This window comes from Pseudomonas sp. NPDC047961 (genome assembly GCF_050272435.1).
Lineage (GTDB): Bacteria > Pseudomonadota > Gammaproteobacteria > Pseudomonadales > Pseudomonadaceae > Stutzerimonas.
Genome location: NZ_JBNNMD010000005.1, coordinates 88314 through 110878 on the forward strand (window position 1 = coordinate 88314; position 22565 = coordinate 110878).

The window sequence follows — 22565 nt, forward strand, 5'->3', positions numbered from 1 at the left end:
TGGCGCGCCCGCGCCGGGCCGTGCACCATCCGCTCAGTTTGTTCATTACTCAGGAATACCAAATGCAACGTGTGCTCAGCATATTCATGGCGCTGTGTATCAGCCTGACCTTCAGCCTTGACGTCCACGCCAAGCGTTTCGGCGGCGGCAAGAGCTTCGGCTCGGCGCCCAGCCATCAGACTCGCCAGACACCCCAACAAACTCAGGCGGCGCCCAACCAGGCTGGCCGTCAAACCCCCGCAGCTGCCAGTGGCGCGTCGCGTTGGCTCGGCCCGCTGGCCGGTCTCGCCGCAGGTGGCCTGCTGGCTTCGATGTTCATGGGAGATGGCTTCGAAGGCATCCAGTTCATGGACATCCTGATCTTCGGCGGCATCGCCTTCCTGTTGTTCCGATTCCTTGCGGCGCGTCGTCGCCAGCAGCAACCGGCCATGGCCGGACACGGAAACGCACCGATGCAGCGCGAAATGCCTGCCCAGCAATCGATTTTCGGCGGCGCTAGCGCTGCACGTCCGGCTGCCGCACCGGTGATCAATGCACCGGCCTGGTTCAACGAGCAGAACTTCGTGGCGGCCGCTCGCGAACATTTCATCTCGCTGCAGCAGCACTGGGATGCCAACGAGATGGATAAGATCAGCGAGTTCGTCACGCCGCAGCTGTTCGAATTCCTCCAGCGCGAACGTGCCGAGATCGGCGATGCCTATCAATCCACCTACGTTGACGACCTGCAGATTCAGCTCGATGGCGTGGATGATCAAGCCGACAAGACCGTCGCCACCCTGACCTTCGTAGGCGTGTCGAAGAACTCACGCTTCGACCAGGGCGAGCCGTTCAGCGAAAGCTGGCGCATGGAGCGTGCACAGGGCGAGAACCAGCCTTGGCTGGTGGCCGGTATCCGCCAGAACGCCTGAGTTGAGGTTTGACGCGACTCCGCTACGCACAGAGTCGTTTGATAAAAGCCCCGCCGCACGGCGGGGCTTTGTTATTGCGCGCTTGCTTTGCTTCCTGAGCGCAACGAACCGGCCAGGGGTCGAGCAGCCCTCCCCGACCGCGCCCATGGCTGAATAGAGCCGGTCCTACAGCGCCTGTCAGCACACCCACCCAACACACCCCCACCGGTTCCAACCCTTGCCCATCCTGGCGAGGCCATCTGAACCCTGCCAGCAAATGGACGTCTATGCTGTTCGCATAACAGCAATAGTCGAGAGGTCCTGCGTGTCAGGCAGCATCGAAACAAGGGTTGGCGCCACTGCTGTAGCCAGGGCGGTGTGTTCACCGCACGCCAGTACTGCGGTACACCCACGATGAATAGCGTTCGCCTGCCTTCCGTCGACAAGCTGCTGCGCGCTCCCGCCTGTGCGCCACTGCAACAGCGTTACGGCCGCGATGCCCTGCTCGGCACCCTGCGCGATCTGCTCGATGAATTGCGGGAACCGGCCCGCCACGGTCAGCTGGCGGCGCTGGAGCTGTCCGAAGCAGTGCTTGCAGGCCGCGCGGGCGAACGGCTCGCCAATCAGCACCGCAGCCGAGTGCGACGCGTCTTTAACCTGACTGGCACGGTGCTGCACACCAACCTCGGCCGCGCGCTGCTGCCGGATGAAGCCATCGAGGCGATTACTCTGGCGGCGCGCTATCCGCTGAACCTGGAGTTCGACCTGGCGACGGGCAAGCGCGGCGACCGCGACGACCTCATCGAAGGCCTGATCCGCGAATTGACCGGCGCTGAAGCCGTCACCGTGGTGAACAACAACGCCGCCGCCGTGCTGCTTGCGCTGAACAGCCTTGGCGCACGCAAGGAAGGCATCATTTCCCGCGGCGAGTTGATCGAGATTGGCGGCGCCTTTCGCATCCCGGACATCATGGCCCGCGCCGGCGTGAAGCTGCATGAGGTCGGCACCACCAACCGCACCCATGCCCAGGATTACGAAGCGGCGATCAATCCCCGTTCCGGCCTGCTGATGCGTGTGCACACCAGCAACTACAGCGTGCAGGGCTTCACTGCCAGCGTCGCCACGGCCGAGCTGGCATCCATCGCCCGAGCGCATGGCCTGCCGCTGCTGGAAGACCTCGGCAGTGGCAGCCTTGTCGATCTATCTCGCTGGGGCCTGCCAAAAGAGCCCACCGTGCAGGAGGCCCTACGCGATGGCGCTGACATCGTCACCTTCAGCGGCGACAAGCTGCTTGGCGGACCCCAGGCAGGGTTGATTGTCGGCAGCCGTGAGCTGATCCAGAAGATCAAGAAAAACCCGCTCAAGCGCGCCCTGCGTGTCGATAAGCTGACCCTCGCCGCACTGGAAGCCGTCCTTAATCTGTACCGCGATCCGGATCGCCTCGGTGAACGACTGACCAGCCTGCGCCTGCTCAGCCGTCCGCAGCCGGACATCCGCACCCAGGCCGAACGCCTGGCACCGGCGCTGACCGGCGCCTTGGGCGAGTCCTGGCAGGTCGCGGTTGAAGACGCCCTCGGCATGATCGGCAGTGGTGCACAACCCGTGGCGCGCCTGCCGAGCGCCGCCTTGTGCATTCGCCCGCACCAGCCCAGGCGTCTGCGCGGCCGCAGCCTGCGGCTGTTAGAAGAGGCACTGCGTGACCTGCCGATCCCGATTCTGGGTCGAGTCGCCGACGACGCGCTCTGGCTCGACCTGCGCCAGCTGGATGACGAGCCGGCATTTCTCAGACAACTACCGCACCTCGAGCAGGCGCTGGCATCATGATCATCGGTACCGCAGGACACATCGACCATGGCAAGACGGCCCTGCTCCAGGCGTTGACCGGGCAGGCCGGCGACCGGCGCCAGGAAGAACGTCTGCGCGGCATTACCATTGATCTCGGCTACCTCTACGCCTCGCTGGGTGAACCCGACCTGACCGGTTTCATCGACGTACCCGGTCATGAACGCTTCGTGCATAACATGCTTGCCGGGGCCTGCGGTATCGACTGCGTGCTGCTGGTCGTCGCCGCAGATGACGGCGTGATGCCGCAGACCCGCGAGCACCTGGCCATCGTCGAGCTGCTGGGCATTCGCCGTGCACTGGTGGCACTGACCAAAATCGACCGGGTCGAGCCATCGCGTATCGCCGAAGTGCAGCTGCAAGTCGAAGCACTGCTGGAAGCTGGGCCGCTCTGCGGCGCGCCGATCCTTCCGGTGTCCAGCGTGTCCGGCGAAGGCGTTGACGCGCTTCGCGCCCAGTTGCTCGAGCAGGCCAGCGAAGTGCGCGCGCGCCGCGAAGACGGGCATTTCCGCCTCTCCATCGACCGCGCGTTCAGCGTGACTGGCGCTGGCGTGGTCGTGACCGGCACCGCCTTCGCAGGTCGCGTCAAGGTGGGTGACGAACTGAGTCTGGGGCCATCCGGCCGCAAGGTCCGCGTCCGCGGGCTGCATGCGCAGAATCAGAAGGCCCACGAGGCTAAGGCTGGTCAGCGCGTCGCCCTCAACCTCAGCGGTGAGCGGCTCTCGGTAGCTGATATCAGGCGCGGCGATTGGCTGGTGACGCCCGAACTGCAGGCTGGCAGCCAGCGTATCGACATCGAATTCACGCTCCTTCCCAGCGAAACCCGTGAGCTGCGCCACTGGACACCGGTACACGTCCACCTTGGTGCCCAGGATGTGACCGGCCGTATCGCCGTGCTAGAAGGCGAATGTCTGGCTCCCGGTGGGCACGTGCATGCGCAGTTGCTGCTCAATGCACCCGCACATGCCGTGCATGGCGACCGCGTGGTGCTGCGCGATCAATCCGCCCAGCGCACCCTTGGCGGCGGCCGCGTCCTCGACCCTTCCGCACCGCCACGCAATCGACACCGTCAGGCGCGCCTGGCGGTGCTGCGCGCGCTGGCCGGCGACACTCTGGAAGACATTTTGCCGGGGCTGCTGCCAAGCGCCCTCAACGGTTTGGACCCAGCCTTGCTGGAGCGGCAATTCAATCGTCCCCGGCAGACCTGGCGGCTGCCAGACGAAGCGCTGGAGATTGATACGCGGCTGGGCCCGAGGCTGTTCGAACGCGGCACCTGGGATTACCTCGGTCAAAGCCTGGTAGCGGCTCTGCAACGCTTTCACGAAACCCAACCGGACGAGCTTGGGCCGGATCGTGATCGCCTGCGCCGCTACGCCCTACCTCAGCTTGAGCGACCGGCCTACCTGGCACTGCTGGAAAGCCTGCTGGCGGTTGGCACCATCGAAGCCAGCGGCCCGTGGTTGCACCTCCCCGGACACCGGGTTCGCCTGAGCGAGGAAGAAGAAGCCCTGAAGGCCCGGCTCTGGCCATTGCTCGAAGCGGCGCGTTTCAACCCGCCCTGGGTTCGCGACCTGGCCAGCGCACTGAACGTCGAGGAAGAGCGCATCCGGCACCTGCTGCGCAAGCTGTCGCGCATCGGCGAGTTGCAGCAGGTCGTCAAAGACCTCTTCTACCCCGATGCAACGATCCGCCAACTGGCCAGCCAGGTACTGGACATGGAGCGCCAGTCCGGCGTGATCCGCGCCGCCGCTTTCCGCGACCAGATCCAGCTGGGCCGTAAACGCAGCATCCAACTGCTCGAACATTTCGACCGCATCGGCCTTACCCGTCGGTTCGGCAACGAACGCAAGGTGCGACGCGACAGCGCCTTGGCCTCGGACACGGAGCTCAGGTAGGCTGTCGCACGCTTATGACCAACAGGTCAATTTCTCGGAAGGCAATCGCACCCGGTGGTGCGGCCGGGCTTCAAACCCGGTTGGGGGCGGCAGCCGTTCCTGGGTGGGTTCGACTCCCACTGCCTTCCGCCATCTTCGAAGCAGCCTCGTTAACCGGGCAGCGCGTCAGCGCTCATGACGCCGCAGCCACTCGCAGGCCACCTGCCCCATGGTTTTGGATGTTCCATCCTTTATCCAGCCCATAAAATCCCGGTCGAACTTGAAATCGGGCCCGCAAGCCTCGGCCATAAACCTTCGTACGTTTTGCGTGTTTCTATAGCTAGCGTTCACCACTGTTTCGTTCGTTATCGAATCGCTATGCCAGTCGAAATCGGTCATCACTTTGCCTTTTATTGTTCGCGCGCCAAACAGGCCGTAGGTTCCAACAGGAGTACACGAAACAGGCTTATCGCTGTCGCTCTAGCGACACGTTACCGCCTTGCAAAGCCCATTGCATCTGGCGCGAAGGCTTTCGCAAACAGCCGTCACTCCTAACATTGCTCCAATCATTTTCCGTCCATCTCCCGATAGCCGAAACCATCGGCCGATGGAGCGCAAGCGGAAAAAAGCTGGGCTAGGCTTTCATGCACGCCAAATCCAGGAGAACGAGCATGTTGGCCACATTGCTTCCTACCTTGCGAGAATTGGAGTTGCCGTTGCGTCTGCGGCTCTGGGACGGCAACGAGATCGATCTCGGGCCCGCACCCAGCGTGACACTGGAGATCAAGGACCCCAACCTGATTCCGCAGCTGGCCCACCCCAGCCTGGCCTTGCTTGGCGGCGCTTATGTCGAAGGCAAGGTCGATCTGCACGGTCCGCTGGAAGAGGTGATTCGCATCGGCGACGAGATCAGCCGGGCACTCGGCGACGGACATTCGCAGTTGCCGGTGCGCGAGGCGCACGACAAGGCCACCGACGCCGAGGCGATTTCCTATCACTACGACCTGTCCAACGAGTTCTATCAGCTATGGCTAGACCACGACATGATCTACTCCTGCGCCTATTTCGAGACGGGCAGCGAAGACCTCGATCAGGCGCAGCAGGCCAAGCTCCGGCACCTGTGTCGCAAGTTGCGCCTGCAGCCCGGCGATCGGCTGCTGGATGTCGGTTGTGGCTGGGGTGGGCTGACGCGGTTTGCCGCTCGTGAATACGGGGCACAGGTGCTCGGCATAACGCTCAGCGCTGAACAGCTGAAGCTCGGACGTGAGCGGGTCGCGGCCGAGGGGCTGGAAGATCGAGTCCAGATTGAGCTGATGGACTATCGAGACTTACCCCAGGAGGGACAGTTCGACAAGGTAGTCAGTGTCGGCATGTTCGAGCATGTCGGGCACGCCAATATGCCGCTGTATTGCCAACAGCTGTCCGCGGTGGTTCGCCCAGGCGGCTTGGTCCTCAACCATGGCATCACCTCGCGGCATACCGATGGCCGGCCGGTTGCCCATGGCGCAGGCGAGTTCATCGACCAATACGTGTTCCCCCACGGCGAGCTGCCGCATTTGACGAGCATCGGTGCCTGCATCAGCGAATCAGGGCTGGAAATCGTCGATGTGGAGAGCCTGCGCCTGCATTACGCACGTACCCTGCAGTTCTGGAGCGAGCGGTTGGAATCGCGCGCAGCGGATGGTTCCAGAACGCGCCTTGCGCATCTGGCGGGTGTATCTGGCAGGCTGTGCCTATGGCTTTCGCCGCAACTGGATCAACCTGCATCAGATCCTGGCAAGTAAACCCTTGCCTGATGGCGGCCATGAATTGCCTTGGTCGCGGGCAGACATCTACCGTTAACGAATGCCGTCGCCGCACCGTGGCCAATGAAAAAGCCCACCGAGCAACGGTGGGCTTCTTATATTTCAGGCAAGTCGGTTGACCGCACGCCTCATCCGACAGCCAGACCCGGCTGCATCTATCTGTTCCGGCACCACACCGGTCAACTGGCGAAACGGGGCCTGCCCTGGCGGTAAGACGCCTGCTTTACTGGCGCCCTAACGCCAATCAGCGCAACAGCAGCAGTGGCGTGGTGGTCGAGCGAATCATGCTGGTGGTCGTACTGCCAACGAGGAACTGGCGAATCCGTGAGTGCCCATAAGCGCCCATCACCAGCAGCCCGATGCCATGTTCGGCCTGGTAGGCATGCAAGGTCGGTCCTACTTCGCCGGCACGAATCGCGATGTGCACTTCGAAGCCTGCCGCCGTCAGCGCATCGCGCGCGGACTCCAACAGTGCGCGGCTGTCGCCGGTATCCTCACCGACCATCACTAGATGGATCGGTATGCCTTTGAACAGCGGACTGGAGGCCAGCATTTCTACGCCCTTGCGAGTGGTAGCGCTGCCATCGAACGCGAGCATGACGCTGTTGGGCACAGAGAAGCTCGCGGGGGTGACCAGGATCGGCCGGTGCAAGGTACGAATTACGCTTTCCAGCTGGCTGCCGATGAGCTGCAGGTCGGTGCCGCTGTCCTCACCCTGCTTGCCGATCACCAGCAGGCGCGTGTCGGACTCCAGCTCGCGCAGACTTTCCACTAGGTCGCCATGGCGCTGGCGGACGTCAGGTTGCATAACCCCGGCAGTCACGACGCGCTGCTTGGCTGAGTCGAGCATCATCCGGCCTTCCTCGAGCGCCAGCTTGCTGCGCTTCTCGTCCAGCGCGGCGAGTTCTTCGAGCAGGTACTCGCGGCTACCGAGGCCGATGATGCCGCTTAGGTTGCCGGCTGCCGGGTACTGCTGCTGGTCGAGCACATGCAGCAAGGTCAGCGGTGCATCCAGCTGCAGGCTGGCCCAGGCGGCGCAATCGCAGACGGCCGCAGCTTGGGGGGAACCGTCGATGCAAGCCAATACGTTGTTCATTGTTGTGCTCCTGGTCAGTGGCTCATCAGCTCGTCGATGGCTTCGGGTTTGTCATGTACACCGAAGCGGTCGACGATGGTCGCGCTGGCTTCGTTCAACCCCAGCACTTCGACCTCGGTACCTTCACGGCGAAGCTTGACGACGACCTTATCAAGCGCGGCAACCGCAGTGATGTCCCAGAAGTGCGCATGGGTCAGGTCGATGATGACGCGGGAAAGCGCTTCCTTGAAGTCGAACGCGGCGGTGAATTTGTCGGACGAGCTGAAGAAAACCTGGCCCACCACCCGGTAGGTACGCTGGTTGCCTTCGGCGTCCAGTTGCGAGTCGATATGCAGGTAGTGGCCGACCTTGTTGGCGAAGAACAGCGCCGCCAGCAGCACACCCGCCAGCACGCCGTACGCCAGGTTGTGGGTGAAGACCACCACCACCACGGTTACCACCATCACGATGTTGGTCGACAGCGGGTAGCGTTTGAGGTTGCGCAGCGAATCCCAGCTGAAGGTGCCGATGGAAACCATGATCATCACCGCCACCAGCGCCGCCATGGGTATCTGACCGACCCAGTCGCTCAAGAACACCACCATCAGCAGCAGCACGACGCCGGCGATCAGGGTCGACAGCCGGGTGCGACCGCCGGATTTCACGTTGATCACCGATTGGCCGATCATGGCGCAGCCAGCCATGCCACCAAACAGGCCAGAGACGATGTTGGCCACACCCTGGCCTTTGCACTCGCGGTTCTTGTCGCTGCCGGTGTCGGTGAGGTCATCGACGATGGTCGCCGTCATCAGCGACTCCAGCAGGCCGACCACGGCCAGCGCAGCCGAGTACGGGAAGATGATCGCGAGGGTCTCGAAATTCAGCGGCACTTCGGGCCAGAGGAAAATCGGCAGCGTATCCGGCAGATCGCCCATGTCAGCCACGGTGCGGATATCCAAGCCAAAGTACACAGCGACTGCAGTCATCGAGAGGATGCAGACAAGCGGCGACGGGATGATCCGGCCGATCGTCGGTACGTAGGGGAACAGGTAAATGATGCCGAGCCCGGCGGCGGTCATGGCGTAGACGTGCCAGGTGACGTTCGTCAGTTCCGGCAGCTGCGCCATGAAGATCAGAATCGCCAGTGCGTTGACGAAGCCAGTGACCACCGAACGCGAGACGAAGCGCATCAGCGAGCCGAGGCGCAGATAGCCCGCGCCAATCTGCAGCACACCACAGAGCAGCGTCGCCGCCAGCAGGTATTGCAGGCCGTGCTCGCGCACCAGCGTCACCATCAGCAGCGCCATCGCCCCGGTGGCGGCGGAAATCATGCCCGGACGGCCGCCCACAAAGGCAATCACCACGGCGATACAGAAGGAGGCATAGAGGCCGACGCGTGGGTCGACCCCGGCGATGATCGAGAAGGCGATCGCTTCTGGGATCAGCGCCAGCGCGACGACGAGACCGGCGAGCACGTCGCCACGAATGTTGCAGAACCAGTTTTGTTTGATCGAGTGAAGCATGGTGATTTCCAAAGCAAAGGCATCGCCGGCAGGCCGGAGGCGGCACGCGGTTGATACAAGGCTAGTTTCTGAATTCGATTAACGTGCGATTCGCGCACATGCGACGTGGCGCGCAGCCGTGTTCGCCCGCATCCGATTACAGGCGATCGCGGCGAGGCGGGGGCATTGCGCTAAGGCGGACTGGGCAGCCAGATCATGCGGCAGAATTTACTCGGTGGCGGGCTTCGACAGCTCGAAGCCGCTGAAAACAGGCCGCGGATGATAGCGCAGCAAGCCGCCTGGCGCGACCCACAGCGGCCGTCCGAGCCTCCGCCGACACCCGACGCACCCGACGGATTTGGTCGAGTGCCTCCAAGCCCGGCATGACCGGCCTACCGCCAGAAGTCATCCAGATTGCCGAAGCCCCACTGAGCAGGATCTTCCCGGCCCACGATGCGGTCATTCGCACCCGGCCGAGAGAGATCCAGGTCCACCTGCTGGATTGGGGCCTTGGCCTTCGCCGAGAAGAACACCCGCACCAGCGGTTCGGTGAGTTTTTCCGGGTGCTGGTCGATCACCACACCGAGCCGGCCGGATTCCAGCCGCACCAAGGAGCCGAGCGGATAGATGCCCACCGAGCGTACGAAGGCGTGAAACACCTGGGTATCGAAGTGGCCGGTCCATTGCGCCATGCGGGCCAGCGATTCCGCCGGGTTCCATGCCTTCTTATAAGGACGGTTGGAGGTGATGGCGTCGTATACATCGCAGACCGCACCCATCCGCGCGAACAGGCTGATGGCCTCGCCTTGCATGCGATGCGGATAGCCGCTGCCGTCGTATTTCTCATGATGGTGCAAGCAGACGTCCAGTGCGGATGCGGGAATTGACCCTGCTGCCAGCAGCAGCGCATGCCCCCGCTCGGGATGGCTGCGCATCACGACGAATTCGGCATCGGTCAGGCTGCCGGGTTTGTTCAGTACCTCCACTGGCATGGTCATCTTGCCCACGTCGTGTAACAACCCCGCCAGGCCGGCCTCACGCACGAGGTCTTCGCTCAGGCCGAGCTGCCGGGCCAGCGAAACCATCAATGCGCAAACGGCCACCGAGTGCATGTAGGTGTATTCGTCCTTGTGCTTGAGCCGCGCCAGACCGATCAGCGCCGAGCTGTTGCGCGCCAACGAGTCGCTGATCTCCGCCACCAGCGGCAGGCAGCTTTCGACGTTGATCGCATTGCCCAGCCGTGCCTCGTTGAACAGTTCGGTGATCGCCTTCTTCGAACGGTTGAGCACGCGGGCAGCACGCTGCAGTTCATCACGCGCACTGCAGCGCGCCACGACCGGAGCGGTCGGCGCTTCAGGCGGAGGAGTCGAGGCCGGCGTCGTGGACAGCACCACCGCCGGATCGACGACATCGAGGCCCTTGCTGGTATTGATCCAAACGGCAGTCAGCCCGCTCTGGCGCAGACGCTGCACATCTTCAGGATCGTCGAGGATGAACTTGTTTTTCCAGAACGGATGCGAAAGCCAGCTGCCTTCGAATGCGTGGAGATACATGCCTAAACGCACCGCATCGGCAGGAATTTTCTTCAGCATGGGCGCCTCTAGACGACAGTACGCAACGGTAGGTAGAGCTGATCTCGCTGTAACCTGTCGTCCCTGCTAGCCGGTCAACATTTCGGACGACACGGCTATCGTGCCACCATTCAACCAGGCCTGTACATTACCCAAAAGATGTACAGGTATTGGAATCCAACGTGTGCCGCGCTTTACCATGCGATTCCACTATCGCGAGCCGACCATGCCAGCCCAGACCAGCCGCTACCGTGTCGCCCTGATCACCTCGCTTATTCTGGCCGGGCTACTGCTGAGCATGTATTGGGCCGGGCGCATCGCCGAGCAACGTGCCTGGACCGAGCGCAGCCAGGAAGCCGCTGGCCAGCTCGAGTTATATGCCCAAGCGATCCACACCCAGGTGCAACGCTTCCGCTCGGTGCCCGCGCTGCTGGCGCTCGACAGTGACATTCAGGCGCTGCTGAACAACCCCAGCGACCAAGCCCTGCGTGAGCAGCTCAATCATCGACTGGAGGAGCAGAATCAGGCCGCGGGCTCCTCGGTGCTGTACCTGCTCGACCGCCATGGCGAAACCCTGGCGGCCAGCAACTGGCGCGACTGGAGCAGCTTCGTCGGCAATAACTACGCCTTTCGGCCCTATTTCATCGATGCGGTGGCCAACGACTCGGGCCGCTACTTCGCCGTCGGCGTAACCACCGGCATCCCCGGCTATTTCCTCTCCAGCTCGGTCAAGAATGCCGACGGCGAAGTGATCGGCGTGCTGGTGGTCAAGCTCGAACTTGAAGACATGCAGCGCGAATGGGTCGGGCAATCCGGCATCCTGCTGATCTCCGACTCGCTGGACATCGTCATCCTGACCAACCGTCCGGCCTGGCGCTTCCGTTACCTACGCCCGCTCAGCGACGCCGTGCGCGACCGCCTCGTCGCGGTCCGCCGCTACGCCGAACAGAACCTGCAGCCGCTGGCCAGCCAAAGCCTGCAGCGTATCGCCGATAACAGCGAGCGGCGCCTGGTCGACGGGCCCGATGGCCGCCGCGACTACCTCTGGCAACGCCTGGCCCTACCGGAGGAAGACTGGACCCTGCACCTGCTGCAGGAGCCGCAACTGGTGGCCGCCAACGTCCGCAGCTACCGCCTGGCCGCGGCGGGCGTCTGGATGACGCTGGCGTTCCTGCTCTTGTACCTGGCCCAGCGGCGCAAGACCCTGCGTGTGGAGCGACGCAGCCGAAACGAGCTGGAGCGTTTGGTAGAGGAACGCACCCGCGAGCTGAATACGGCACAGGATGAACTGGTGCATGCCGCGCGCATGGCCGCGCTGGGACAGATGTCAGCCGCCCTCGCCCACGAAATCAACCAGCCACTGACCGCCCTGCGCATGCAACTGGCCAGCCAGCGGTTGCTGCTGGACAGCGGCCGCACCGACGCTGTGCGCGAAGGCATCGGCCAGGTCGAAGGCCTGCTCGAACGCATGGCCGCGCTGACCAGTCACCTGAAGACCTTCGCGCGCAAGAGCCCCGCCGGGCTGCGCCAACAATTGAGCCTGGCCGAGGTACTGGACCAGGCGCTGCAATTGCTCGGCCCGCGCATTCGCAGCGAAGGAGTCGAGGTGATCTGTCAGGTGCCGTCTGAGGCCTGGGTCAATGGCGATGCGATTCGCCTGGAGCAGGTGCTGATCAACCTGCTGACCAACGCGCTGGACGCCATGTGCAATGCCGAGACCAAAGCGCTGCGCATCCTCTGCCAGCCGCAGGGCGACGGCTGGACGCTGAGTGTCGCCGACAGCGGTGGTGGCATTGCTGATGAGCATCTGGATCAGGTCTTCGAGCCGTTCTTCACCACCAAACCGGTCGGCCACGGGCTCGGCCTCGGCCTTGCCGTCTCCTACGGCATCGTGCGCGACCTTGGCGGCAGCCTCAGCGTACACAACGATGCGCAGGGCGCGGTATTCGAGCTGCATCTGCCAGCGGCCGAATCGCATGGCGACGAGTAAACTGGCCGCTCACAGGAGGAGTGAAACATGAGCGGTCAGGTGATCTTCATCGATGACGAAGCGGCGATTCGCCAGGCGGTGCAGCAGTGGCTGGAGCTGTCGGGCTTCAGTGTCCGTACCTGCGCACGCGCTCAGGAAGCCCTGGCCATCGTCGACCGGGGCTTTCCCGGTGTGCTGATCAGCGATGTGCGCATGCCAGACCTGGACGGCCTTGGCCTGCTGGAGAAGCTGGTGGCGCTGGACGCGGAGCTGCCGGTGATCATGGTGACCGGCCACGGCGATGTGCCGATGGCAGTCCAGGCGCTGCGCCAGGGCGCCTACGACTTCATCGAGAAACCCTTCACCCCGGAACGCCTGCTCGACAGCGTGCGTCGCGCCCAGGATAAGCGCCGGCTGGTCTGCGAGAACCGGCAGTTGCGGGAACAGTTCACCCGCAAAGGCCGCATCGAATCGATGCTGCTGGGCGTCTCGCGGACGATGGAGAACCTTCGCCGCCAGGTGCTGGAACTGGCGGGTACGGACGTCAACGTGCTGATTCGCGGCGACACCGGGAGCGGCAAGGAGCAGGTTGCGCGCTGCCTGCATGATTTCAGCCCGCGGGCGCGCAACCCCTTCGTCGCGCTCAATTGCGCGGCGATTCCGGAAACCATCTTCGAAAGCGAGCTATTCGGCCACGAGAGCGGCGCGTTCACCGGCGCCCAGGGCAAACGCATCGGCCGCATCGAGCACGCCCACGGCGGCACCCTGTTTCTCGACGAGATTGAGAGCATGCCGCTGGCCCAGCAGGTCAAGCTGCTGCGCGTCCTGCAGGAAAAAACGCTGGAGCGGCTGGGCTCGAACCGCAGCATCGAGGTCGACCTGCGAGTGATCAGCGCGTCCAAGCCGGACCTGCTGGAAGAGGTGCGTGGCGGGCGCTTCCGTGAGGACCTGTTGTACCGCCTGAACGTCGCCGAACTGCACATCCCGCCGCTGCGTGATCGCCGCGAGGACATTCCCCTGTTGTTCGATCACTTTGCCACCCAGGCCGCACAGCGCCACGGCCGCGATCCGGTCCCGGCCAGCCCGGCCGAACTGGCGCAGCTGCTCACCCACGACTGGCCCGGCAACGTGCGCGAACTGATCAACGCCGCCGAGCGCCACGCCCTGGGCCTGACGCCACCTCCACCCGCCACGCCGCCGACAGCCATCACCGGCACGTCACTGGCCGACCAGATGGAAGCCTTCGAAGCCCAGTGCCTGCACAGCGCCCTGCAACAGCACAAAGGCAACATCAGCGAAGTCATGGCGCAACTGCAGCTGCCCCGCCGCACCCTTAACGAAAAGATGCAACGCCACGGGCTGAGCCGCAGCGATTACCTGCCTGCCGGCGCTGCAGAGGGTTGAGCAGTTGCCAAGGGAACCGGGATCGTGGCCGATCAGCCTGCATGCTTTTGTAGAAGCCAAGGCACGTCGAGTCGTTGCTGGCCATCACCGTCACGCCGTGCAGCAGCGGATCGCGGGCAAAGCTCGCTCCTACGATAAGCGGGCCGTGGGGTGCAGCGATAGCAGGCGGAAAGCGATCAGTACAGGGCAGTTGATCGCGGCCATAACCTCGACTCCGCTGACTATCCCTACCCCAGTAACTGCCTCACCTACACCCTGTACGGCAGTTCGGTTCTCGTCGTGAAGGCCGGTGAAGCGCCTAGACCCGAGGAAGGAGCTGAAGATGCACTCTCCGGCAAAGTCACACCCGTAGAAGCGAGTTTGCTCGAGAATCCTTAGCACACCTTGGGTGTACCGCTTCGCCAGCAAGCTGGCTCCTACGAAAGCTTGTGCGAATGTGCCCTTGAACCGGGTGCAGACATGCTTCGTGCGCTGCAAAGTAATCGCAGAAAGCCATTGGGATGAATAACCCCGCGCGGACGCGCAGCAAGTCCCTGTAGGAGCGAGCTTGCTCGCGATCGCCTTCAAGCCTCACGCGGCCCGGTATCCAGCTCATTGAGCCGCTGCTGCAAATAGCGCTTTTCCGGCTCCAGCTGAGCCAAGGCTAGCGCGGTTCGGTAGGCCTCGCGGGCCTCGTCCAGACGGCCCAGTTGGCGACAGAAGTCAGCGCGGGCGGCGTGCAGCAGGTGGTAGTCACGCAGTTCGCCGAGGGCCAGCAATCTGTCGATCGCGGCCAGCCCGACCGTGGCACCGTCACGCATTGCCAGCGCCACCGCGCGATTGAGCTCGATGACCGGCGACGGGCTGATGCGCAGCAACAGGTCATAGAGCCCGACAATCTGCGCCCAATCAGTCTCAGCTGAAGATGCGGCCTCGGCGTGTACGGCGACGATGGCGGCCTGCACGGTATAAGGGCCGAAGCGCCTGGAGGCGAGCGCACGCTGCACCAGCGCGGCACCTTCAACGATCTGCGCCTGATTCCAGCGGCTGCGGTCCTGCTCGTCGAGGCGCACCAGCTCGCCGGCCTCATCGGTACGCGCGGCACGACGCGAATCGTGCAGCAGCATCAGCGCCAGCAACCCCATCAGCTCTGGGTCCGGCAACAGTTCGAGCAGCAGACGACCGAGACGGATAGCCTCCGCGCTGAGGTCTGCACGGGTCAGCTTGCTGCCGCTGGAGGCGGAATAGCCTTCGTTGAAGACCAGATAGATCACCCGCAACACGTTATCCAGTCGAGCCGGCAGCTCTTCGCGTGTGGGCACCCGGTAGGGAATCCCCGCGTCGCGGATCTTCTGCTTGGCCCGCACGATGCGCTGGGCAATGGTGCTGGGGGAGACGAGAAAGGCTCGGGCGATCTCTTCGGTCTTGAGATCGCAGACCTCACGCAGCGTCAGCGCCACCTGCGCATCGGCCGGTAACGCCGGGTGGCAGCAGGTGAAGATCAGTCGCAGGCGATCGTCTTCGAGGTCTTCACGCTCCCATTCGGGTTCGTCGCGACCGTCCAGCTGATCAGCTAACAGGGTCAGGGATGCGTCGAAACGTGCCCGCCGGCGCAGCCCGTCGATGGCCTTGAAGCGACCCGCCGAGACCAGCCAGGCACAGGGATTGGAGGGCAGACCATCACGCGGCCACTGCTGCACCGCTGCGATAAAGGCGTCGTGCAAGGCTTCTTCGGCCAGTTCGAAATCACCCAACAAACGAATCAGCGTCGCCAACACCCGCCGCGATTGAGTGCGGTAAAGAATGTCGATTTCGGCCAGAGTCGGCCCGTTACCGACATGATCGGTTGGTGTCGGCCTGCCCCGCTCAGGCATCGACTAACGATCAGGTAACTGGCGCAACGGGCGAACTTCGATACTGCCCAGTTGCGCGGGCGGGATCTTTGCCGCCAGGTGCAGGGCCTCGTCCAGGTCCTGCGCTTCGAGCAGATAGAAGCCCGCCAGCTGCTCTCGGGTTTCGGCGAACGGGCCGTCGACGACCGAAACCGCACCCTCACGGACCCGCACCGTTTTGGCGGTGCGCACCGATTGCAGCGGCTCGCCGGCGATGAACTGCCCGCTCTGCTTGAGCCGCTCGCTGTTGGTAATGCATTGCTCGACCAGCGCCGCCCACTGCTCGTCAGTCATCGAATCCACGCGCTGCTCGTCGTAATAGACCAGACACAGGTATTTCATTTCATTCTCCGATGGCGCCCGTCGGCTGCCACCCTGGCAGCCGCGACGGGACGAAGGGTCGATCAGCCGGCTACGCCAGCCTGTGGTTCGGGTTCGATGCCGAAGTTGACTTGGCCGCTGGCCATGTCGAATGGCATCGAGAAATGCTCATGGACGACCTTCCAGTCGCCGTCCTGACGACGCCAGCAGCGGCTGCCGCGCATCCATCCGGACTGCATGTCACCTTTTTCATCGGTGCCGCCGCAGTGGCTCAGAAAATGACTATAGGCCAGGTCGCCGCTGACGTTGATCTCGAGCTCACTGATGTCGAAAAAGCCTTCGCCCTGGCAAAAATCAAAGCAGCTCTGCCAGTGCTGGCGGTACGCCTCGGCGCTTTTGAATTGCAGCGGGCCAACCGCATCGAAGGCCCGTACGTCTGCTGCGTACTGCGCCATGATGGTGTCCAGATCCTTGCGCACGGTGGCCTGCTGGAAGGTTTCGGTGAGTTGGCGGATCCGGGCTTCGTCCTGCGTTTGGGTAAGGTTGTTCATGTCGTAATCCTCGGGGTCGATGGTTCGGGCCGATCACAGTCGCTAGCACTCAAGGCGGCGCTCGCGCCTCCAGCGCATGCACCTCGACGCAGCCCAGCCGCGCCGAGGGCAGGCGGGATGCCAGACGGATCGCGCCGTTGAGGTCCTGGGTCTCGAACAGATAGATGGCCGCAGGCTGCTCGTGCCCGTCGCGCACTGGCCCGTCGTGCAGAAGCAGGCGGTCGCCTTGTCGGCGCACCGTGGTGGTGCTCGACACCGGCTGCAGGGCTTCGCCGACGACCAGCTCGCCGCTGTGCCGCAGCTGCGCGTGGTACTCACAGCATTCGGCATCGAGCGCGGCGTGAACGCCTGGCGGCAGTGCCGCCACGGCGTCTTCGTTCAGGTAGACCAGGCACAGATAGCGCATCGCAGCTTCCTCGGCAGCGGCTTCTCTCGTGTACTGGTCGTCTGGCCGTGCCGGAAATCGACAGCTTGCTGAAAAAACTCAGCCCTTGAGGATCGCCTCGAGCTGCTCGAAGGTATAGGGCTTGCCCAACGAGCGTGCCGGAATGCTGGTTTCCACCGCACCTTCGCCAGAGAGCAACACGACCTGCAACTTCGGCTGTTCTTGCAAGGCGAGCCTGGCAAACTCGGGGCCGGACATGCCTGGGAGGTTCACGTCGACCAACAGGTACTCAAAGTGCTTCTCGCGCAGGGCTGGTAGTGCTGCTTCGGCCGAAGGAAAGCCCTCTGCGGTCAGCCCCAGCTCCTGAACCATCTCGCAGGTCAGGGCTAGCAGCTGCAGCTGGTCTTCGACCACCAATACCGCTGGCCGCACCGCTTCGGGAGGCAGCGCCGGGGTCTGTCGAGGCGCCAGTAATTGCCGCAGTTTGCGCGCCAGCTCTTCCTGCCGGTACGGCTTGCTCAGCAGCTCGACGCCGGTATCGAGCTTGCCGCCGTGGACGATGGCGTTACGCGTGTAGCCGGAGGTAAAGAGAACAGCGATAGCGGGCAGCAAGAGCTTGGCCTGTCGTGCCAGCTCGGTCGTGCTGAGCGCGCCGGGCATGACCACGTCGGTGAACAAAACATCGATGCGCAGGCCACTTTGCAGGATGCTCAGGGCACTCTGCGCATCGTTGGCCCGCAGCACCTGATAGCCGAGCCCATTGAGCAGCTCGACCACCGTACCCTGTACCGCCAGGTCATCCTCGACCACCAAAATGGTTTCGTCGCCACCCACAGCCGGCCCGACCGGCAGTGGCACGGCTAGGACTTCCGGCTGTTCGGTTCGCGGCAGGTACAGCTTTACCGTGGTGCCGCTGCCGGGCTCGCTGTAGATCCGTATGTGTCCGCCACTCTGCTTGGCAAAGCCGTAAGCCATGCTGAGGCCGAGGCCGGTACCTTCTCCCTCGGGCTTGGTGGTGTAAAAGGGTTCGAACGCATGCTCGAGGGTTTGCGCCGACATGCCAGAACCGGTATCGGACACGGCCAGCAGCACGTACTGTCCGGGCTCGACATCCACTTGAGTCTGGGTATACAGCTCGTCAAGCATCGCGTTGCTCAGTTCCAGCGTCAGCTTGCCGCTGGCCTGCATGGCATCGCGCGCGTTGATCGCCAGGTTGAGCACGACGTTTTCAAGCTGGTGGGGGTCCACCATGGTGGTCCACAGCCCGCCGGCAACGGCCGTCTCGATCTCGATCGCCTCGCCGAGTGCCTGGCGCAGCAGTGCATCCATGTTGCGCAACAGACGGGCCAGTTGCGTGGGCGCCGGACGCAAAGGCTGTTTGCGAGCGAAGGCAAGCAACTCCGCCGCCAGCTTGGCGCCCCGGTCGACTGCGCCGGTCGCTGCATCGAGCCGGCCGGTACCAAGGCGATTGCCGCTCAGCAGCGGACGCAACAGCTGTAGATTGCCGCTGACGACCTGAAGCACGTTATTGAAATCATGGGCCACACCCCCGGTCAGCTTGCCGATGGCTTCCAATTTCTGCGACTGGTAGAGCGCGTGACGGCTCTGCTCCAGCTCCCGGGTCCGTTCGTCCACCAGCGCTTGCAGGTCCTCTTGTGAGCGCTGCAGCGCCAGCTGCGCCAGCACCTGCTGAGTTACGTCATGGCCCTGACAGAAAACGCCAGTGAGCTGATCCTGCTCGGACAGCACCGGCTGGAAGACGAAATCGACATAACCTCTGCGCGGCTGCTCTTCGCCAGCACGAGTGACCAATATTGGCGTGCCGCGACCCACGTAGGGCCGCCTGGTGATGTAGACCCGTTGCAACAGGCTGCCAACGTCCTGTCCCTCAATCTGAGGAAACACGACTGCAGCGGGCAGGCCGATCACGTCACGTAACCCAACGAGCTGGTGAAACGAGCGATTGGCGATTTCAACAACGTGCTGCGGACCCTGAGTGATGGCGATGAAGCCGGGCGCCTGTTCAAACAGCCGATGCAGGTGCTGGCGCTCCTCGCTCAGCTGACGCCCCCGCTCTGCGTTGGCGCGACGTTCCGCGGCCAGGGCCGTAATGTCGCGGATAGTCAGGGACGCGCCCACGGCCAAACCATCGCCACCACTCACTGCCGAGACGTTGACCTCGAGGGCCAGCTCGACTTCCCCAACTACGCAGCTGCATTCATGGCTTTGCGTACCGCTACCCGACAACACCTGGCGCACCGCGGTTACCAGCGCTTCCGACCAGAACGGCAGCTGCTCGGCCTGTCGCCCGACCGTGTCACGAGCAGAGAGCCGGAACAACTCGCAAGCGCCAGCACTCCAGTACAACACCTCAAGCGTGGTATCTAGCCCGACAATGGCATCACGGGCAGCGTCGATGATGTTATGCACGTAGTAATCGGCGTTCAGCCGACGCTGCGATATGCCTTCGAACTCCGTACGGGGTTTTGCAATCGTCGCATTGGCACGGTCCAGCGTGGTTCGCAGCTTGCTACGCCGCCGCCCCGCGTTCAGCGAGCGAGCCACCTCACGGGCGAGCTGGTCACGCTCCATCTCGGCGATGGACCAGTGCGTCCCTATGAGCGGTGCGATACCGAACGACTGACGCAGCGTATCGAAGCCGCCCGGCAGGCAGAGAAAAATCAGCTCGCATTGCGGCCATCGCTTGCGCACCGCGCGGGCCAGCGACAACGTCTTGCCAAGCCCAGGTGCCAGCAGCACCAGCGAGGGTTCATCTTCTGTCTGGAGCCGCTCGCTTAATGATGATTGGTCAAGGATATCCAGCCGTAATTGCTGCCCTACCGCGATGTCTTCAAGCATGCGGCGCGGTGCTTCCTGATTTGCCACGGCGGTGAGCAAGAGCAGCGATTGCACGGCCTCGGTCCTCTTCAAAGCAGTGGCAGGCCGAGCAAGCTACGGCCTGCCCAGAGTTTCAACAGATCGGTCGTAGGACTCATGATGTGAGCGGCACGGGCGTCACGCAGCATTTGGCCGATGCGGCTGTTCTCCCGGTACGCAGCTCCACCACAGAGCGTCATCGCCTCATTGGTGACTCGCACCACCGTGTCACCGGCGTCAGCCTTGCAGGAGAGGATGAACGGCAGCGCCTCGGGATGGTTCATGTCCCCGCGCCGACTCGCCTCGCGAATCAGCGCACGGGTCTTCTCAACCGCCATCCACATTTCGGCGTAACGCGTCTGCATCGATTCGATATCGCGCAACGATTCGCCCGAATGGGTATAACGCCGCGCTCGCAAATGCTCACCGGTAACGTCGAGCGCAGCCTGAGCCAGGCCGAGATAGGTGCCGGCCATGGCCATCAGGAAGAACGGCGCGACTACCTCGAAGACATACCAGACCTGGTCGCCCTCTTCTCCGAGCAGATTTTCGTGCCTCACCTGCACCCGATCCAGATGCAGCGGACGCGATGAGTTGCCGCGCATGCCGAAACCCCGCCAGGGATCGAGCCAGTTCATGCCAGCGCTGTCGGAATCAACGATCAGACAGCTGAAGTCGCCAGCATCACTGTCCGAACTCGCGACCGAGGAAACAACATAGGAGTCGGCGTGTCCGCCATTGGTAACAAACTGCTTGGTGCCGTCGACGAGAAAATGCTGGCCGGTGTCCTCGATTCGGGTCTGGGGTACGTAGAAATGCGCACCGGAACCATGCTCGGACAACGCCAGCGTGGTGATGTGACGCCCTTCAGCGATGGCCCGCAGATAGTGTTCCTGCTGGAACTCGGTAGCCTTGGCGGCGATAACCGCCGTGCCCACGCAATGCATGCCGAAACACAGCGCAGACGACGGACAAGCCCGCCCGATGGCTTCGGTAATCACGCTCAACCCCAGTAGTCCTTGGCCATGGCCGCCGAGCGCGGCTGGCACCATCAGCCCCAGCAGCCCTGCTTCGCCAAGCGCCTTCATCGAATGGGCTGGCCACTGAGCGGCCTGATCCACCTGTGAAGAGCGAGGCACGATTTCGGCTTCAACGACGGCGGCCGTGCGTTCCTGGAGCGACTGAAGGTAAGCAGGTAGTTCCATGAGAGATAAGCCACGCTGATGAGAGTCAGTGCCCGGAAGGGTTCGGGATGGAATCTGGTGGGATTGGCCCCGTCATAATGCCCGAGCTTTTCGCTTGGGCAATGGTCTAGTCAGGGAAATGACACAGATCGCCCTACGCAGTTCGGCAGAGAGCTTCACAACGTACCGCCAGTAAGTTGGTCAAAGACGATCCACAGGCAAGAACGGCTCCCAGCCACGCGCCGCCATCAAAAGGATGCAGGCATGCACGAACCACGCACCTTTCGCCACGGCATAGCCGCGGCACTCCTAGCCATTTGTACCAGCGGAGCAGCGGCCCCCATGCATCAGATATTGATCGGTAGCTACACCAGCGAAGGAAACAGCGAAGGGATTTATCGCATGCAGTTCGACGCTGAGAGCGGCCAGATCGAACCGCAACCGCTACAGGTCGTGCGGACCCACAACCCGTCCTGGCTGACGCTGGATCTCAACCGCAACCGGCTCTACGCGGTAAACGAGAACGGGCCGGGCCATCCTGATCCGGTGGGTCGGGTCAGCGCATTCATCCTGGCCCCGACCAGCGGCAAGCTGTCGGTTCTGGAGCAGCAGATCACCCTGGGCGACGAACCCACGCACCTGAGTCAGAGCCGCGACGGGCGTTATCTGTTCGTCTCCAACTACGGGTCGCGCGCAAACCCGGGTGGCAGCCTCGCGGTGGTCCCGCTAGCCAAGGATGGGACGCTTTTGCCGGTCACCCAGATCGCGACCCACAAGGCCAGCGAAGTGCACCCGGAGCGCCAGCAATCGCCTCACGTGCACTCCGCGGTAATGTCGCCCAACGGCAAGACGCTGTTCGTCAGCGACCTGGGCGCCGACAAGATCTTCGTCTATCGCTACGACCCGACCAACGCCGAGCGACCGTTGTCGCCAGCCGACCCGGCCTTCATCAGCCTGCCGGACGGCAGCGGCCCACGTCATCTGGTGTTCAGCCCGGATGGCAGCCAGGCCTACGCAACGCTGGAGCTGAGCGCCCAGATCGCGCGCTTCGATCATGTCGATGGCAGCCTGGTGCAGCGTCAGTTGGTCGATCTAGCCGCTGGCGGCGACGTCAGCCTGCACTCGCCCGGCGCCATTCATCCTTCACCGGACGGTCGCTTTCTCTACGTCAGTGACCGCGCCGAGAAGAACCGCATCATGGTTTACGCCATCGAGGAGAACGACAATCTGCGCGAGATCCAGCAGCGCGACAGTGAGGGCCGCGAGCCGCGGGAGTTCGCGATCGACCCGAGCGGCCAGTTCATGATCATTGCCAATCAGAAGAGTGATGCACTGGTGATCGTGCAGCGCGACCCCGACAGCGGCAAGCTGGGCGATACCGTGCAGACGTTGCCGATGGGCCGGCCTTCGGATGTGAAATTCATCGATCGAACCGGGCCGTAATCAA

The 22565-nt window shown here is 63.3% G+C and carries 16 protein-coding genes, 1 tRNA gene and 1 pseudogene; 8 read left to right on the forward strand and 10 right to left on the reverse strand.

From position 1 onward, the window contains the following. Positions 1-62: 62 nt before the first annotated feature. From ACQKIK_RS16915 to ACQKIK_RS16930, 4 genes are all read left to right on the forward strand, one after another. Positions 63-908: a Tim44 domain-containing protein gene (locus ACQKIK_RS16915; protein WP_499136801.1), complete on the forward strand. Its 846-nt coding sequence runs from the start codon at positions 63-65 to the stop codon at positions 906-908. Positions 909-1301: 393 nt separating this feature from the next. Next, on the forward strand, positions 1302-2711 hold the full coding sequence (gene selA, locus ACQKIK_RS16920; protein ID WP_499136802.1) for an L-seryl-tRNA(Sec) selenium transferase: 1410 nt from the start codon (positions 1302-1304) through the stop codon (positions 2709-2711). Beyond that, a complete protein-coding gene (gene selB, locus ACQKIK_RS16925; RefSeq protein ID WP_499136803.1) occupies positions 2708-4624 on the forward strand; it encodes a selenocysteine-specific translation elongation factor in 1917 nt (638 codons plus the stop codon). The genes selA and selB overlap by 4 nt, the downstream gene beginning before the upstream one ends. A 36-nt stretch (positions 4625-4660) precedes the next feature. After that, a tRNA-Sec gene (locus ACQKIK_RS16930) sits at positions 4661-4756 on the forward strand. 33 nt (positions 4757-4789) lie between these two features. Here ACQKIK_RS16930 and ACQKIK_RS16935 read toward each other — a convergent pair. Further along, positions 4790-5002, reverse strand: a complete 213-nt coding sequence (locus ACQKIK_RS16935) for a DUF6434 domain-containing protein (protein WP_046163512.1) — start codon at positions 5000-5002, stop codon at positions 4790-4792. 272 nt (positions 5003-5274) lie between these two features. Between ACQKIK_RS16935 and cfaB the strand changes: the two are divergent. Next, a pseudogene (gene cfaB / locus ACQKIK_RS16940) lies at positions 5275-6445 on the forward strand (C17 cyclopropane fatty acid synthase CfaB). Between the two features lie 207 nt (positions 6446-6652). Here cfaB and ACQKIK_RS16945 read toward each other — a convergent pair. From ACQKIK_RS16945 to ACQKIK_RS16955, 3 genes are all read right to left on the reverse strand, one after another. Next, positions 6653-7504 carry a universal stress protein gene (locus ACQKIK_RS16945; protein WP_046163510.1) on the reverse strand — a complete coding sequence of 284 codons (852 nt, stop codon included), beginning with the start codon at positions 7502-7504 and terminating at the stop codon, positions 6653-6655. A 14-nt stretch (positions 7505-7518) separates the two neighbouring features. Continuing rightward, the gene (locus ACQKIK_RS16950; protein ID WP_499136804.1) at positions 7519-9006 is read right to left on the reverse strand and encodes a SulP family inorganic anion transporter; all 1488 of its coding nucleotides are present in this window, start codon (positions 9004-9006) and stop codon (positions 7519-7521) included. A gap of 371 nt (positions 9007-9377) precedes the next feature. Beyond that, the gene (locus ACQKIK_RS16955) at positions 9378-10577 is read right to left on the reverse strand and encodes an HD-GYP domain-containing protein (RefSeq protein WP_499136806.1); all 1200 of its coding nucleotides are present in this window, start codon (positions 10575-10577) and stop codon (positions 9378-9380) included. Positions 10578-10782: 205 nt separating this feature from the next. On the opposite strand from ACQKIK_RS16955, the gene ACQKIK_RS16960 reads away from it, so the two are divergent. Beyond that, a complete protein-coding gene (locus ACQKIK_RS16960) occupies positions 10783-12546 on the forward strand; it encodes a sensor histidine kinase (protein WP_499137028.1) in 1764 nt (587 codons plus the stop codon). 27 nt (positions 12547-12573) lie between these two features. After that, positions 12574-13929 carry a sigma-54-dependent transcriptional regulator gene (locus ACQKIK_RS16965; RefSeq protein WP_499136807.1) on the forward strand — a complete coding sequence of 452 codons (1356 nt, stop codon included), beginning with the start codon at positions 12574-12576 and terminating at the stop codon, positions 13927-13929. A 563-nt stretch (positions 13930-14492) separates the two neighbouring features. On the opposite strand, the gene ACQKIK_RS16970 is transcribed toward ACQKIK_RS16965, so the two are convergent. The 6 genes from ACQKIK_RS16970 to ACQKIK_RS16995 all read right to left on the reverse strand — a co-directional run bounded on the left by ACQKIK_RS16970 (position 14493) and on the right by ACQKIK_RS16995 (position 21139). After that, a complete protein-coding gene (locus ACQKIK_RS16970; protein WP_499136809.1) occupies positions 14493-15782 on the reverse strand; it encodes an RNA polymerase sigma factor in 1290 nt (429 codons plus the stop codon). 3 nt (positions 15783-15785) lie between these two features. Continuing rightward, positions 15786-16142, reverse strand: coding sequence for a YciI family protein (locus ACQKIK_RS16975; protein WP_499136810.1), 357 nt, complete (start codon positions 16140-16142; stop codon positions 15786-15788). A gap of 62 nt (positions 16143-16204) precedes the next feature. Beyond that, positions 16205-16672: a YybH family protein gene (locus ACQKIK_RS16980; RefSeq protein ID WP_499136811.1), complete on the reverse strand. Its 468-nt coding sequence runs from the start codon at positions 16670-16672 to the stop codon at positions 16205-16207. A 49-nt stretch (positions 16673-16721) separates the two neighbouring features. After that, on the reverse strand, positions 16722-17078 hold the full coding sequence (locus ACQKIK_RS16985) for a YciI family protein (protein ID WP_045422620.1): 357 nt from the start codon (positions 17076-17078) through the stop codon (positions 16722-16724). Between the two features lie 78 nt (positions 17079-17156). Continuing rightward, positions 17157-19916, reverse strand: a complete 2760-nt coding sequence (locus tag ACQKIK_RS16990; RefSeq protein WP_499137029.1) for a response regulator — start codon at positions 19914-19916, stop codon at positions 17157-17159. A 68-nt stretch (positions 19917-19984) separates the two neighbouring features. Continuing rightward, positions 19985-21139 carry an acyl-CoA dehydrogenase family protein gene (locus ACQKIK_RS16995; protein WP_499136813.1) on the reverse strand — a complete coding sequence of 385 codons (1155 nt, stop codon included), beginning with the start codon at positions 21137-21139 and terminating at the stop codon, positions 19985-19987. A 243-nt stretch (positions 21140-21382) separates the two neighbouring features. Here ACQKIK_RS16995 and ACQKIK_RS17000 point away from each other — a divergent pair, with 243 nt between their 5' ends. Next, on the forward strand, positions 21383-22561 hold the full coding sequence (locus ACQKIK_RS17000; protein WP_499136814.1) for a lactonase family protein: 1179 nt from the start codon (positions 21383-21385) through the stop codon (positions 22559-22561). The last annotated feature ends 4 nt before the right edge of the window (positions 22562-22565 follow it).

Bases quoted from the DNA above. Each gene is read 5' to 3' on its own strand.
- ACQKIK_RS16915 (WP_499136801.1), top strand. From the start codon at position 63: ATGCAACGTGTGCTCAGCATATTCATGGCGCTGTGTATCAGCCTGACC.
- selA (WP_499136802.1), top strand. From the start codon at position 1,302: ATGAATAGCGTTCGCCTGCCTTCCGTCGACAAGCTGCTGCGCGCTCCC.
- selB (WP_499136803.1), top strand. From the start codon at position 2,708: ATGATCATCGGTACCGCAGGACACATCGACCATGGCAAGACGGCCCTG.
- ACQKIK_RS16935 (WP_046163512.1), bottom strand. From the start codon at position 5,002: ATGACCGATTTCGACTGGCATAGCGATTCGATAACGAACGAAACAGTG.
- ACQKIK_RS16945 (WP_046163510.1), bottom strand. From the start codon at position 7,504: ATGAACAACGTATTGGCTTGCATCGACGGTTCCCCCCAAGCTGCGGCC.
- ACQKIK_RS16950 (WP_499136804.1), bottom strand. From the start codon at position 9,006: ATGCTTCACTCGATCAAACAAAACTGGTTCTGCAACATTCGTGGCGAC.
- ACQKIK_RS16955 (WP_499136806.1), bottom strand. From the start codon at position 10,577: ATGCTGAAGAAAATTCCTGCCGATGCGGTGCGTTTAGGCATGTATCTC.
- ACQKIK_RS16960 (WP_499137028.1), top strand. From the start codon at position 10,783: ATGCCAGCCCAGACCAGCCGCTACCGTGTCGCCCTGATCACCTCGCTT.
- ACQKIK_RS16965 (WP_499136807.1), top strand. From the start codon at position 12,574: ATGAGCGGTCAGGTGATCTTCATCGATGACGAAGCGGCGATTCGCCAG.
- ACQKIK_RS16970 (WP_499136809.1), bottom strand. From the start codon at position 15,782: ATGCCTGAGCGGGGCAGGCCGACACCAACCGATCATGTCGGTAACGGG.
- ACQKIK_RS16975 (WP_499136810.1), bottom strand. From the start codon at position 16,142: ATGAAATACCTGTGTCTGGTCTATTACGACGAGCAGCGCGTGGATTCG.
- ACQKIK_RS16980 (WP_499136811.1), bottom strand. From the start codon at position 16,672: ATGAACAACCTTACCCAAACGCAGGACGAAGCCCGGATCCGCCAACTC.
- ACQKIK_RS16985 (WP_045422620.1), bottom strand. From the start codon at position 17,078: ATGCGCTATCTGTGCCTGGTCTACCTGAACGAAGACGCCGTGGCGGCA.
- ACQKIK_RS16990 (WP_499137029.1), bottom strand. From the start codon at position 19,916: ATGCTTGAAGACATCGCGGTAGGGCAGCAATTACGGCTGGATATCCTT.
- ACQKIK_RS16995 (WP_499136813.1), bottom strand. From the start codon at position 21,139: ATGGAACTACCTGCTTACCTTCAGTCGCTCCAGGAACGCACGGCCGCC.
- ACQKIK_RS17000 (WP_499136814.1), top strand. From the start codon at position 21,383: ATGCACGAACCACGCACCTTTCGCCACGGCATAGCCGCGGCACTCCTA.